This window comes from Variovorax sp. R-27 (assembly GCF_049913215.1).
Lineage (GTDB): Bacteria > Pseudomonadota > Gammaproteobacteria > Burkholderiales > Burkholderiaceae_C > Variovorax.
The window spans coordinates 6,954,506-6,967,584 of the sequence record NZ_CP183984.1 but is presented as its reverse complement, the minus strand read 5'-3'; the positions used below and the strand labels follow the sequence as shown (position 1 = coordinate 6,967,584).

The 13,079-nt window shown below is 68.0% G+C and carries 13 protein-coding genes; 9 read left to right on the top strand and 4 right to left on the bottom strand.

Annotated elements, in window-relative coordinates; translation table 11 throughout:
- Positions 1 to 13 precede the first annotated feature (13 nt).
- From pbpC to ACN9MV_RS32780, 5 genes are all read left to right on the top strand, one after another.
- Positions 14 to 2,344 carry a penicillin-binding protein 1C gene (gene pbpC, locus ACN9MV_RS32800; protein WP_426390922.1) on the top strand — a complete coding sequence of 777 codons (2,331 nt, stop codon included), beginning with the start codon at positions 14 to 16 and terminating at the stop codon, positions 2,342 to 2,344.
- Positions 2,345 to 2,414: 70 nt separating this feature from the next.
- The gene (locus tag ACN9MV_RS32795; protein ID WP_426390921.1) at positions 2,415 to 3,767 is read left to right on the top strand and encodes an esterase-like activity of phytase family protein; all 1,353 of its coding nucleotides are present in this window, start codon (positions 2,415 to 2,417) and stop codon (positions 3,765 to 3,767) included.
- A 176-nt stretch (positions 3,768 to 3,943) separates the two neighbouring features.
- Positions 3,944 to 4,222, top strand: coding sequence for a DUF3649 domain-containing protein (locus ACN9MV_RS32790; protein WP_426390920.1), 279 nt, complete (start codon positions 3,944 to 3,946; stop codon positions 4,220 to 4,222).
- Positions 4,219 to 5,892, top strand: coding sequence for a PepSY-associated TM helix domain-containing protein (locus tag ACN9MV_RS32785; protein WP_426390919.1), 1,674 nt, complete (start codon positions 4,219 to 4,221; stop codon positions 5,890 to 5,892). Before ACN9MV_RS32790 ends, ACN9MV_RS32785 begins: the two co-directional genes overlap by 4 nt.
- A complete protein-coding gene (locus ACN9MV_RS32780) occupies positions 5,889 to 6,248 on the top strand; it encodes a DUF3325 domain-containing protein (protein WP_093076403.1) in 360 nt (119 codons plus the stop codon). The genes ACN9MV_RS32785 and ACN9MV_RS32780 overlap by 4 nt, the downstream gene beginning before the upstream one ends.
- A gap of 84 nt (positions 6,249 to 6,332) precedes the next feature.
- Here the strand turns inward: ACN9MV_RS32780 and ACN9MV_RS32775 are convergent, their stop codons facing one another.
- Positions 6,333 to 7,400, bottom strand: coding sequence for an aldo/keto reductase (locus tag ACN9MV_RS32775; RefSeq protein WP_426390918.1), 1,068 nt, complete (start codon positions 7,398 to 7,400; stop codon positions 6,333 to 6,335).
- Positions 7,401 to 7,515: 115 nt separating this feature from the next.
- Here ACN9MV_RS32775 and ACN9MV_RS32770 point away from each other — a divergent pair, with 115 nt between their 5' ends.
- Both ACN9MV_RS32770 and ACN9MV_RS32765 read left to right on the top strand, forming a co-directional pair.
- Complete coding sequence (locus tag ACN9MV_RS32770; RefSeq protein ID WP_426390917.1) at positions 7,516 to 7,641, top strand: hypothetical protein; 126 nt, start codon at positions 7,516 to 7,518, stop codon at positions 7,639 to 7,641.
- Positions 7,635 to 7,883, top strand: a complete 249-nt coding sequence (locus ACN9MV_RS32765; RefSeq protein ID WP_426390916.1) for an ATP-binding protein — start codon at positions 7,635 to 7,637, stop codon at positions 7,881 to 7,883. The genes ACN9MV_RS32770 and ACN9MV_RS32765 overlap by 7 nt, the downstream gene beginning before the upstream one ends.
- On the opposite strand, the gene ACN9MV_RS32760 is transcribed toward ACN9MV_RS32765, so the two are convergent.
- Together ACN9MV_RS32760 and ACN9MV_RS32755 are read right to left on the bottom strand one after the other, a co-directional pair.
- Positions 7,884 to 8,921, bottom strand: coding sequence for a hypothetical protein (locus ACN9MV_RS32760; protein ID WP_143062575.1), 1,038 nt, complete (start codon positions 8,919 to 8,921; stop codon positions 7,884 to 7,886). It abuts the gene before it with no gap.
- 197 nt (positions 8,922 to 9,118) lie between these two features.
- Positions 9,119 to 9,322 carry a response regulator transcription factor gene (locus ACN9MV_RS32755; RefSeq protein WP_426390915.1) on the bottom strand — a complete coding sequence of 68 codons (204 nt, stop codon included), beginning with the start codon at positions 9,320 to 9,322 and terminating at the stop codon, positions 9,119 to 9,121.
- Positions 9,323 to 9,493: 171 nt separating this feature from the next.
- On the opposite strand from ACN9MV_RS32755, the gene ACN9MV_RS32750 reads away from it, so the two are divergent.
- Both ACN9MV_RS32750 and ACN9MV_RS32745 read left to right on the top strand, forming a co-directional pair.
- Positions 9,494 to 11,491, top strand: coding sequence for a phosphatase PAP2 family protein (locus ACN9MV_RS32750; protein ID WP_426390914.1), 1,998 nt, complete (start codon positions 9,494 to 9,496; stop codon positions 11,489 to 11,491).
- 53 nt (positions 11,492 to 11,544) lie between these two features.
- Entirely contained in the window at positions 11,545 to 12,543 is a 999-nt protein-coding gene (locus ACN9MV_RS32745) for a LysR substrate-binding domain-containing protein (RefSeq protein ID WP_426390913.1), read from the top strand.
- Here the strand turns inward: ACN9MV_RS32745 and ACN9MV_RS32740 are convergent.
- Positions 12,497 to 13,072 (bottom strand): hypothetical protein, encoded by a 576-nt coding sequence (locus tag ACN9MV_RS32740; protein ID WP_093076394.1) that lies wholly within the window; start codon positions 13,070 to 13,072, stop codon positions 12,497 to 12,499. The genes ACN9MV_RS32745 and ACN9MV_RS32740 overlap by 47 nt on opposite strands.
- Between the last annotated feature and the right edge of the window lie 7 nt (positions 13,073 to 13,079).

Genomic DNA, 13,079 nt, shown 5'->3' with positions numbered 1-13,079 from the left:
AGGCAGGCTCGCCATGCGCATCGGCATCGCGTCTGCAGGAAGAAGGCTGCGCAAGCCCGCGCTTTGGGCGCTGGCGGCTGTCTTCGTGCTCGCGCTGCTGCGTCTGTGGCCGCATGCGGCGCTGAGCGAAACCGTCGGCAGCTCCCGCGCCGTGTATGCGCAAGGCGGCGAGCTGCTGCGCCTCACGCTCGCAGGCGACGAGCAGTACCGCCTCTGGGTGCCGCTCGATCGCATCTCGCCCACGCTGGTCGACGCGGTGCTGCTGTACGAAGACCGGCGCTTCTATGCGCACCCCGGCGTCAACCCCGCCGCGCTGGCGCGCAGCGCCTGGCGCATTGCCAGCGGCGAACGCAGGCAGGGCGGCTCGACGCTCACGATGCAGCTCGCGCGCCGCGTCTACGGCATCGACAGCCGCACGCCCACCGGTAAGGTCGCGCAGATCTTCGCGGCGCTGTGGCTGGAGGCGCGTTTCAGTAAGCACGACATCCTGGAGGCGTATCTCAACACCGCGCCCTACGGCGGCAACATCGAAGGCGTGCAGGCCGCGAGCCTCATCTACTTCCGCAAGGACGCCGCGAAGCTCAGCCTGCCCGAGGCGCTGACGCTTGCAGTGATTCCGCAGAATCCCGTCAAGCGCATCGCCGAGCGCGGCCGCAATGCCGAGCTGCAATCTGCGCGCGAACGCCTGTGGGCACTGTGGGCCGAGCGCGATCCGACCGCGAAGCAGCACGCGCCCGATGCGCAGCTCGCGCTGTCGGCGCAGTCGCGCGGCAGCCTGCCCTTTCTTGCGCCGCACGCCACCGACATGCTGCTCGCGCAGGAGCGCGGCGTGCAGGAGGTGCGCACCACCATCGACCTGCGCATGCAGGCCACGCTCGAACGCGTGATGGGCCAGTACCTGCGCACGCATGCCGACGTGGGCATGACCAACGCGAGCGCGCTGCTGCTCGACGCCTCGACCATGCAGGTGCGCGCGATGATCGGCTCGGCCGACTTTCGCAACGACGCCATCTCGGGGCAGGTCAACGGCGTGCTGGCCAAGCGCTCGCCGGGCTCCACGCTCAAGCCCTTCATCTACGCGCTGGCGCTCGACCAGGGGCTGCTGCATCCGAAGACGATGCTGAAGGATGCGCCTACCTCCTTCGGCCCCTACACGCCCGAGAACTTCGACCATCGCTTCGCCGGCCCGCTGCCCGCGCAGGAGGCGCTGATCCGCAGCCGCAACGTGCCCGCGGTGGCCCTGGCCGCGAAGCTCTCCAAGCCGGGGCTCTACGACTTCATGCGGCTCGCTGGTGTTCAGAAGCTGCAGAGCGAATCGCACTACGGCCTTGCGCTGGTGCTGGGTGGTGGCGAGGTCACGCCCGAAGAGTTGGCGGGCATGTACGCGACGCTGGCCAACGGCGGCATCTCGCAGCCCATTCGCTACACGCAGCCCGCGCCCGACGAGCGACCCGTGCAGCCGCTGCGCCTGCTGAGCGAGGAGGCGTCTTTCATCACGCTCGACATGCTGCGCCACACGCCGCGCCCCGACACCACGCTGCCCGCGCGCCCCGCTATCGCATGGAAGACGGGCACGTCCTGGGGCTTTCGCGATGCGTGGACGGCCGGCGTGTTCGGCCGGCACGTGCTGGTGGTGTGGGTGGGCAACTTCGACGGCACCAGCAACCCAGCGCTGGTGGGCGTCGATGCGGCCGCGCCGCTGTTCCTGCGCATGGTCGATGCGCTGCGCGCCGAGCGGCTCGACCCCGGCGAGGTCGCGTCGCGCCAGCCGCCCGACTTGCGCCAGGTCGAAGTCTGCGCTGCGACGGGCGGCCTCCCCGATGCGCTGTGCCCGGTGCGGACCATGACGTGGTTCATCGCCGGCAAGTCGCCGATCCAGGTCAGCAATCTGCACCGCGCGGTATGGGTCGACGAGACGACCGGCAAGGTGGTCTGCGGCCCGCAACCGAATGCGCGCCAACAGGTGGTGGAGCAATGGGGCAGCGACATGCGCCGCCTGTTCCGCCAGGCGGGCCTGCCGCGCGCGAGCGCACCGGCCGACGGCTGCGAAAAGGAAGGCGATGCACCGGAAAGCGCGCCACTCATCACCTCGCCCCTGCGTGGCGTGCGCCACACACTGCGCGTGAAGAAGCCCGAACCTCTGGTGCTGCGCGCCGAAGCCGCTGCGGGCACGCAGGCGATCTACTGGTTTGCCGACGACGCGCTCATCGGCCGCGCCGCGCCCGGCGAAGGCATCACGTGGATGCCTGACCTCGCGGCGTCGGGTCGGCGTTATGTGCTGCGCGCGGTCGACGACCAGGGGCGCGCCGAGTCGCGCGAAGTGACGGTCGACATCGCTCCCTGAAGGGATGTCATGGCGGCGTCACGCCCCCTCGGCATGGTCACGCGTTTTCGACTTGAACACTTTCCTGCTCATGACACGTCTTGCCTCCCTGTCCTTCGTTGCCCTTGCCGCTGCACTCGCATGCGGCGCCGCGGGTGCACAGACCGCCTTCCCCGCCACGCTCTCCGGCCACGCCGTGCTGCCTGCGCAAAGCTTTGTGGCCGCGCCCAAGGACGCGCCGGCCGACCTGCAGGTCAGCGGCAAGTTCACGACCGGCAAGCGCGTCGAGGCGGTCGGCACGGTCGAAGGCCTGTCGGGCGGCCGCGGCACGGGCGTGTCGGTGCCCTTCAAGGGTCAGCCCCTGCAGGGCCACTCGGGCATCAAGAAGATGGACGATGGCAGCTTCTGGATCCTCACTGACAACGGTGCGGGCGCCAAGGCCAACTCGCCCGACTTCATGCTCTACCTGAATCACTACAAGGTGGACTTCAAGGGCGGCAAGCTCAATCGCATCAACACCATCTTCCTGCACGACCCCGACAAGAAGGTGCCCTTCCGCATCGTCCACGAAGGCACCAAGCAGCGCTACCTGACCGGTTCCGACTTCGACCCCGAGAGCTTTCAGTTCGCCGGCGGCGCGCTGTGGATCGGTGAAGAATTCGGCCCCTTCCTCATCAAGGCCGACCTGAAGGGCAAGGTGCTCGCGGTGTTCGACACGCAGGTCGACGGCAAGGTCGTGCGCTCGCCCGACCATCCGGCCGTGACCACGCCGGGCGCCCCGGGTGGCGCGGTCGACTTCCAGATCAAACGCTCCAAGGGTTTCGAAGGCATGGCCTCGTCGAAGGATGGCAGCAAGCTCTATGCGCTGCTCGAAGGCCCGGTGTGGAACGCCGAGGCCAAGGACTACGAAAAGGTCGAAGGCAAGGAAGCGCTGCGCGTGCTGGAGTTCGACGTGGCCACCGAGAAGTGGACCGGCCGTCACTGGAAGTACGTGCTCGAAGCCAATGGCAACGCCATCGGCGACTTCAACATGATCGACGGCACCACGGGCCTCATCATCGAGCGCGACAACGGCGAAGGCACGAGCGACAAGGCCTGCCCCGAAGGCCAGAAGCGCACCGACTGCTTCCACGACATCGCCAAGTTCAAGCGCGTCTACAAGGTCGAGCTGAACGACGCGAACGTGGGCGGCCCGGTGCGCAAGATCGGCTACATCGACCTGCTGAACATCGCCGACCCCGACAAGCTCGCGCGCAAGCCGCTGAACGACGGCGTGCTCAAGTTCCCGTTCTTCACGATCGAGAACGTCGACGTGGTCGATGCCACGCACATCGTGGTCGGCAACGACAACAACCTGCCCTTCTCGAGCAGCCGCGAGCCGAACAAGGCGGATGACAACGAGCTGGTGCTGCTGGAAGTCGGGGCGCTGCTGCAGGCGAAGTAAGTTGCCATAGCCGGAGCGAAAGCCCCGGCTCGCAGGTTGGGTGGCAGGGGAAAGCTTTCTTCAGATGAGTATCATTCTCATCTTCGCCAGTCCTTTTCCCTCTTCATGAATCTCCGAACGACCCCGCCCGCCGTCCGGCGCGCGCCGTGACCATCGGCGTTCGTTATCGCCTAGGCGTGGCCTCTCGCGCAGTAGCAGCCATCTTCGGCGGCTACGGCGTCGCTGCCCTGTCCGCCGCCGTGCTCGCGCTCTGCCTGCCCGCCGCCTTCGGCATGGCCCGCAGCGAAGCCGCGATGACCGGCACGCTCGCTTCCTTCGCCATCTTCGCGTTCGCAGTGATGTGGGTTTTTGCCGCGCGCACTGCGCTGCGGGCCTGGTCCGGCCTCGTCATCGTCGCGGCGCCGCTGGCCGCGCTGTTGCTGCTGCTCATGCGCACCACCGGAGGCGCCGCATGAAAGAGGGCTTCCGCCAGTCGATGGCATGGCTGCACACCTGGTCGGGCCTGCTGGTCGGCTGGGTGCTGTTCATGGTGTTCGCGGCCGGCACGGCTTCGTATTTCAAGGACGAGATCACGTTCTGGATGAAGCCGGAGCTGCATGCAGTCGCGCAGAACGCAGTGCCGCCCGTCAAGGCCGTCGAGAGCGCCGTGGCCTACCTGCAGCAACGCGCCGCGGACAGCCCGCGCTGGTTCATCAACCTGCCGAATGAGCGCCAGCCGTCGACCGACGTGCTGTACCTCGCGCCGCCCGCACCGGCCGGCGCAGCAGCAGCTACTGGTGCCAAGCCCGGCGAGAAGCCCCGCCGACGCTTCGACCGCGCCTCGCTCGACCCCGCCACCGGCGAAGCCGTCAGCGCACCGCGCGTCACGCGCGGCGGCGAATTCTTCTACCGGCTGCACTTCGACCTGCACTACATGCCCGCGCTGTGGGCACGCTGGATCGTAGGCTTCTGCGCGATGTTCATGCTGGTGGCGATCTTCAGCGGCATCGTCACGCACAAGCGCATCTTCAAGGACTTCTTCACCTTCCGCCCGAAGAAGGGCCAGCGCTCGTGGCTCGATGCGCACAACGTGACAGCGGTGCTCGCACTGCCCTATCACCTGATGATCACGTACACGGGCCTCGTCACGCTGATGTTCATGTACATGCCTTGGGGCCCGCAGGTGGCCTACAAGGACCGCGGCGGCGAGCAGGCCTTTTTCTCCGAGGCCTTCCCGGGCGGTGGCCGCGACCAGATCAAGGCCTCGGGCAACAGGGTGCCGCTCGCGCCCATCGCGCCGATGATGGCGCAGGCCTCCGCGCACTGGGGCGGCGCGGCGGTGGGCCGCGTCACGGTGCATCAGCCCAACGACGCCAACGCGGTGGTCTCGCTCACGCGCGCCGAGGGGCCGCAGCTGTCGTACGACCAGCCGTCGATGCAGTTCAACGGCGCGACCGGCGCGCTGATCGGCGCGTTCGGCGACGTGCCCAAGCCGGCGGCCGAGACGCGCGGCGTGCTCTACGGCCTGCACATCGGCCGCTTTGGCGATCCGCTGCTGCGCGCGCTGTTCTTCCTCTCGGGGCTCGCGGGCTGCCTGATGGTTGCGACGGGGCTTCTGATGTGGGCCGTGAAGGAGCGGCAGAAGTTCGCGAAGACGCTCAAGCAGGGCGGGCGCGTCAGCTTCGGGCTGCGGCTGGTCGACGGACTGAATCTCGGCGCCATCGCCGGCCTGCCCGTCGCGATGGCTGCCTTCTTCTGGGCCAACCGCCTGCTGCCGGTCGATGTGGCCGAGCGTGGCGAGGCGGAGATCCGCTGGTTCTTCATCGTCTGGGGCGCGACTGCCGTGCTGGGCCTGCTGCGTCCCACCTTGCGCATGTGGCAGGCGCAGCTTGCGTTGGGCGCGCTGCTGTTCGCGGGGCTGCCGGTGCTCAATGCGTTCACCGGCCCCGCGCCGCTGACCGTGAGCCTGCGCACCGGCCCGATCTCGGTGGCGGGCTTCGACCTGGTCGTGATCGCGCTAGGCCTGGGGCTCGCGGGCGCGGCATGGATCGTGGAGCGCAAGCGGCGCAAGTCGATTGCGAAGCAGGCGGCAGCGAAGACGCAACCACCACCATCGACGCTCGCCACTTCGGGCCAGGGTTCATGACGACGGACTCGCTGCTCCTCGGCCTCGTGTTCGCCGCATCGCTCGCGGGCTTCTGCGCGCTGAGCCTCGCGATGGACCGCCACAGCGAAGACGTCTTCGGCCGCGGCAGCACGCCGGGCCCGTGGCGGCGCTGGCTGCAACTGGGGGGCGCCGCGCTGCTGTGCCTGTCGCTGGTCGCAAGCCTGCGGGCGGCGGGCAGCACGATCGGCTGGGTGCTCTGGCTGGGCGCGCTCACGGCAGCCGCGCTGGCCACGGTGGGGCTGCTCAGCTATGCGCCGCGGCGCTTTCATTGGATCGCATTTGCCGCTGCGTCGGTCACGCTGTGCAGCTTGCTGCTGGCGGCGTCGGTCACGTGATGCGCAGCGCGCCGTGGCGCGAGGCCGGGATCACCTCATGCCGATCTCCCAGCGTCGCCACCACCGCGACCTTCAGCCGCTGCTTCATGCTGCGCGCCGCACCGAGCTGCCGCCCGAGAGCACGCCCAGCGTCATCGGCAGCGCCATGAAGTCGTGCGGGAAGCCCATCGCCACGGCGCTGGCCGCATCGAGGCGCTGCAGCGCGGAGCCGTCGAGCTCCACATCGAGCGCGCCGAGGTTGTCCTCGAACTGCGCGAAAGTGCGTGCGCCGATGATCGGCATCACCGTCGGCGCACTACGGTGCAGCAGCCAGGCCAGCGCGATCTGCGCGGGCGAGCGGCCCTGCTCCTTCGCAACCTGCGCGACCACGCCGGCGATATCGAGCGAGCGGGCGTTCAGCGCGCCGTTGCCAGCGGCCACGTCCTTGCGCGAGCCCGTCACGCCCGAATCGGGGTCCTTGCGATAGTCCAGGTCGGCGCGCGTGTACTTGCCCGACAGCACACCGCTGCCCAGCGGCGACCACGCCATCACGCCCAGTCCGAGTTCGTGTGCCATCGGCAGCAGTTCGCGCTCCACGGTGCGCTCGATCAGGCTGTATTCGATCTGCAGCGCCACCAGCGGCGCCCAGCCGCGCAGCTTGGCCAGCGTCTGCATGCGCGCGACCTGCCAGGCCGGCGTGTCGGAGATGCCCGCGTACAGCACCTTGCCCGAGCGCACGAGGTCGTCGAAGGCGCGCATCACTTCGTCGAAGGGCGTCAGGTTGTCCCAGATGTGCAGGTACAGCAGGTCGATGTAGTCGGTGCCCAGGCGCTTCAGGCTGGCCTCCACCGAGCGGACCATGTTGCGGCGATGGTTGCCACCCGCGTTCGGGTTGCCCGGCTGCATGTTAAGCGAGTATTTGGTGGCCACGACCACCGACTCGCGCCTGTCGGCGATGAACTGGCCCAGCAGCCGTTCAGAACTGCCGTTGGTATAGAAGTTGGCGGTGTCGATGAAGTTGCCGCCGCGGTCCACGTACGCATCGAACATGCGGCGCGATTCGCCCGCGTCCGCGCCCCAGCCCCATTCCTGGCCGAAGGTCATCGTGCCCAGCGACACGGGGCTGACGCGCAGGCCGGAGCGGCCGAGGGTGAGGTAGTTGTCGAGCTTCATGGCGAATGTCCTTTCGAGGTGAGATGCCAGCGTTGGCCTGGCGACAAAGTTACCTGCCGGACGCCATGGAACAAAGCCGTGCCACCTTCAAGCTTTATGAAGCCGCGCTTCAAGAATGGCCGCACTGAGGCGCAATCTGCCCTTTGCCCTGCTCGGCGCCATGCTCACAGTGGCGCTGGTCATCGCAGCGCTGTGCCGCATGCGCAGCTGGCCGCTTGGGCCGCAGCCAACGCAGTGCTGACTGCCGCTCGTGGCTGGGGTGCGTGGCGCTACCGCGTCGCAGAAGACGGCGCGGCCCTGCATCGCTGGCGCCGCTGCACGCTGGCAGGCACGGCGCTGCTCGACCGCATCCTGCGCAACCTGGTCGACAACGCCATCCGTCACACGAAGCACGGTGGCGTGCTGGTCGGCTGCCGGCGCGCGGGCAATGCCCTTCGCGTCGAGGTGTGGGACACCGGCCCCGGCATTCCTCCCGAGGCCTGATCAGCGGACCCAGGGCCGCGGTGGCACCGGTGGCGGGATGCGCGGCGGCTGCCCGCCGATGGGCGCCACTGCATTGCCGAGTGAACGGCCGACAGGCACGGCGGGATTGGAAGAAGACACCAGCGTGGGCGTCGAGATTTCGAAGGCGTCGTAGTTGCCCAGCGCCAGCGCGTAGGCGACCAGGTTGGCCAGCTGCGTGGCGCCGCCCTCGTTCGCCGACGGCGGCTTGAGCACCGGCTTGCTGACGGGCTGGTACGGCTTGCCCTTGGGGTTCATGCCCGTCAACACCTGTCGCGCATCCGCGCGGGCCGTGTGATATGCATTGAACACCACGTCCTTGGCGATATCGACCATGCGTTCCGAGATCTGGTCGGTGTCCTTGTGCATCAGCTCGGCAACGCGCTCGGCACGCACCTGCATGCCTTCCACGTAGGCGTTGATCTTGATGAGCTGCTGGCGCAGGTCGGACGCGGCCATGCGCACCTTGGCCGCCACGCCCGGATAGAGCACGGCGTCGTTCAGGCCGGTGATCTGGTCCGGCATGGAATTGATCAGATTGGCGATGTGCTTGTACTGCGACATGGCCGCTTCCGCAGCGGCCATCGCATCGCGGTCGTCGCGAAAGAGCGCTGCGGCGTCCTCGTTGCCGCGCTTGGCGATCACGCCGTCGGCCTCACGGATGCTCTTGCCGTGCAGGTAGCGGTCGAGGCCGCCTTCGGCCTCGCCGACGATCAGGCCACCGAGCTTGACGGTGCCAGTCACCACCTGCTTGAGGTACTTGGCGCCGGGCACCGGAATGGCGCCCAGCCCCGCCTTGGCCACGGCGGCAACGCCCTTGAGCACCAGCTTCTGCATGTCGGCGGTGTTGCCGCAGTACTCGCCCAGCAGCATGGTGAGCTTCTTCTTGAACGGCACGCTGAAGCTGTCGTTCGACTTGGCGCGGAAGGCATCCCAGGTCCGCTCGACCAGGTCGGTCTTCTGGACGACGGCCGCGCTCACCACGCCCCAGTCCTTGGTGCGCATCCGGTCAAGGAGCATGCGCACACCTGCCGACATTTCTTTCTCGTAGTACTCGGAGAGGCTCTTTCCGAGCTCGTCGAATCTGGTTTGCGGAATATCAAGCATGTAGAAATCTGGGTGTGTGTTGTGGTGGCGGAACAATCGGCCTCGATGCTAGGCCGGGCTCTTGTGCGGCGCATTGGACCAAAGGCCAATGGCAAGCGCCATAACACAAACTAGCGAGGGCGGCGGCCCAGGAGCCCGGCACGGCGGGCCACGATCACGGCCTGGGTGCGGCTGCTCACCTCGAGCCCGGCGAAGATGGCCGAGATGTGCGCCTTCACGGTTCGCTCGGCGGTGCTCAGCCGCTGCGCGATGTCGGCGTTGCGCAGGCCCTCGCGGAACATGGCGTGATCGTCGATCAGCAGGATGGTGGGCATGGGCTGGGAAATGACCCGGGCGGGCTTTTGTTAACTGGCTCAGGACCCTACCTGCGCACTCGGCCAGATGATTATTAATAAAAACGACTTGTTGCGTGGATAGATTGCGCGGACTGCATCGGACGACCGGTCCGGTTCGCTTGCGTTTTCAATCTTTCCATCCATTTCGCCATGTCGCCCCTTTCGTCTTTCAGCCGGCCCTTCGCCATCACCCTCGTCGCGGCCCTGTGCCTCTCGGCATGCGGAGGAGGCAGCGACGGCGGCGCCTCGTTTCCCATCACCGGCACACCACCGGCAACCACGAATCCGCCCGCCGTCGTGGTGGCTGGCCCGCCAAAGGACCTGGGCTTCACCGACACCGCGCCCGTGCCCGATACGGTCGCCATCCCACCCTTCGTCGACAACGTCGCGACCAACCAGCGCGGCGATGCGCGCTACGCGACCAAGGAAACCAATGCCGGCGTGCGCGTGGTGGCCGGCTTCCTCGACTTCTGGCAGCCCAGCACCCTGCTGGTCGATGCAGGCGTGTCGGCTCCTGCACAGGGCAGCTTTCCGGCAGTCGTTGCATCCACGTGGAGCGGCATTCCGGGCGATGCGACCGACGGCAAGATCCTCAACAGCGGGGTGTTGAACAGCAATATCCAGTACGTCGTCGACGTCACCAATGCGCGCACCAGCGCGCAGGAACTGGCCGCCTACCTGGACGATCGCCGCGGCAAGGGCTACAGCATCAGCGACGGCATGGGCCCGCTCACCAACGCCTGGCGCACAGCCACGCAGCAGGTCACCACCATCACCGGCATCGCACCGGACGCCACCACGGTGCTCTATAACGACGGCGGCAACGATGTGGGCGTGGCCGGTGCCGCGAACCCGGCCTTCGGCACGGTGGTCGACCTGCTCAAGAATATCGGCGAGAACGGCTCCACCGAGCCCGCCAAGCGCTTCTACAAATACGCGCGTCCCTGGCGCTGGAGCAGCAGCGTGAAGGTGGTGCCCGCGCTGGAGCCCGCCAAGAGCGGCACGCCCGCCACCGACGGCGGCTTCGTGAGCGGCCACACGGCCGAGGCGGTGCGCGATGCCATCGCCTCCGCCTACGTCGTGCCGCAGCGCTTCCAGGAAATGGTGGCGCGCGGCCTCGAACTCGGAGAGAACCGGATTCTTGCGGGCATGCATTCGCCGCTGGACGTGGTCGGTGGGCGACTGCACGGGCAGGCCGTGGCGACAGCGAGTCTTTCCACCGGCGCCAACGTCGCGCGCAAGAGCGCGGCCTACACGCAGGCGCAGTCCGTGCTGATGGCCGCCGTGGGCGCGAGCGATGCAGCCGCCTTCAACAGCTTTGCCCATTCGCAAGGCACAGCGGCCGACCGCTTTGCCGACCATGCCGCGAGCAAGGCCGACTACCTGCGCCGCCTGACCTTCGGCTTCAAGCAGGTGGCCGATGCGACCAAGCCCGCCGTGGTGCCCAAGGGCGCCGAAGTGCTGCTCGAAACGCGCCTGCCCTACCTCGACGCCACCCAGCGCCGCGTGGTGCTCAAGACCACGGCCGTAGCCTCGGGCTACCCGGTGATGGACGACCCCGAAGGCTGGGGCCGCCTCAACCTGTTCGATGCAGCCGACGGCTACGGCATCTTCAACGGCGACGTGGTCGTGACCATGGACGCCAGCCTTGGCGGCTTCAATGCGCTGGACAGCTGGCGCAACAACATCTCCGGCGCCGGCAAGCTCACCAAGAAGGGCAGCGGCACGCTCGCGCTCGGCGGCAGCAACAGCTACGCAGGCGGCACGCAGCTCGCAGAAGGCACGCTGCAGGCGGACGCTGCCGCGGCCTTCGGTAAGGGCAATGTCTACGTCGGTGGCGGCACGCTGGTCTGCAATGCGCCTTCGATGGTCACGATGGCGGGCGCCTACACGCAGCTGGCAGGCACGACGCTGCAGCTGAATCTCGGCGGCAATGGTGCCGGCCGCCTGAGCGTGGCCAGCGTCGCCGCGCTGGACGGAACGCTGACCCTGAGCTTCAAGCCCGGCTTTGCGCCCAGCGCAGGCGACACGCTCACCGTCATAAGCAGCGGCGCCCTGACCGGCCGCTTCTCGGCCATCAACGCGCCGGGCTTCAAGGTCACGCCGACCTATACGGGAACGCAACTCGTCGTGCGCTTCGACGCATGAGCTAGGGTGGCTGCCATGGCTTCTTTGTGAAGCTCGTCTTCATAATGGCCGCCATGTCGCCTGAGCTCCTGCCCGCCATTGCCGCCTTCGCCCGCGTGGCGCACCACGCCAGCTTCACGCGCGCCGCGCAGGAGCTGGGCGTGTCGCCCTCGGCCCTCTCGCAGACCATGCGCACGCTCGAACAGAAGCTCGGCGTGCGCCTGCTCGACCGCACCACGCGCCGCGTCGGCGTGACGGAGCTGGGCCAGCAGTTTCTCGAAGGTGCGCAGCCCGCGCTGACCGCGCTCGCGCAGGCGGTCGAAGGCATCGACGAGGCGCGCGACAAGCCGGCCGGCCTGCTGCGCCTGAATGTCTCGCGCGTGGCGGCCGAGCTGCTCTTCTTTCCGCACTTCGGCGCGTTCGCCGCCGCCTACCCGGACATCACGCTCGAGTTCGTCTGCGACAACCGCATGGTCGATCTCGTGGAAGGTGGCTTCGATGCCGGCATCCGCCTCGGCGAAAGCCTGGCGCAGGACGTGATCGCCGTGCCGGTGGGCGGGCCGGTGCGCATGGTGACCTACGCGGCGCCCAGCTACCTGAAGGGACGCAAGCTGCCGCGCACGCCCGAAGACCTGCGCGAGCACCAGTGCCTGAACTACCGCCTGACCACGGGCGGCATCTATCGCTGGGAATACGCGCAGGACGGGCGCGTGCTGGACGTCGAACTCGCCGGCCCGCTGGTCAGCAACGACAGCGACCTGCTGCTGGCCGCCGCACGCTCGGGCGCGGGCATTGCAACGTCTTTCGAGGGCGCGGTGCGCGAAGACTTTGCAAGCGGCAAGCTGGTACCGCTTCTGGAGCCCTGGTGGCCGACCTTCCCGGGCTTCTACCTGTATTACCCGAGCCGCGCGCAGATGCCGCGCAAGCTGCGGGTGTTCATCGACTTCCTGCAGGCGCGGCATGCGCCGCCGCCGGTGTCGCAGCGGGCCGTCAAGAATGCGTCGGCACCGCGATCGCGCCGGCCCGTTACAGCTCGCGCACAGCGCGCGGCAACCGCTCGGCCAAAATCGTGACCAGCGAACGGGCCTCGGCCTCGTCGAGCGAAGGCGCGATCCTGAAGGTGCGCTGCCCGTAGTCGAACGCGATCGGTCCCATGCCCGCGCCGAACAGCGGCGGCATCGCGGCGCGTTGATTGCGGAAGATATCGAACGAGAACTCGACGACCCGCAGGCGCGAAATCGCATGGACCGCATAGGCGCGCGTGCGCCCCAGGCCCCAGATTTCGACGCGATGAACCAGCGACCCTTCTTCGACCGAAATGAGTTCGCGGCCGAAGACCTGCCACAGCACGCAGAAGAATGCCCATGCACCACCCAGGGTCCAGCCCGTGAGCCAGAGCGTGAGGAACCACCGGTCGGTGTCGTGGCGGCTCGGGTGCAGCAGCTGGTTCGCGGCCGTGAACTCGCCGAAGCACCAGCCAGTCAGCCACACGCACATGAAGAGCAGAAGCAGCCAGTGCTTGCGCGCGGGCACCACGGCCCGAAGCCCGCCGCCGGGCGTCGTTTCGATGGCGTAGCGGGCGGCCAGCGGCTGGACGTTCATGGCGTCC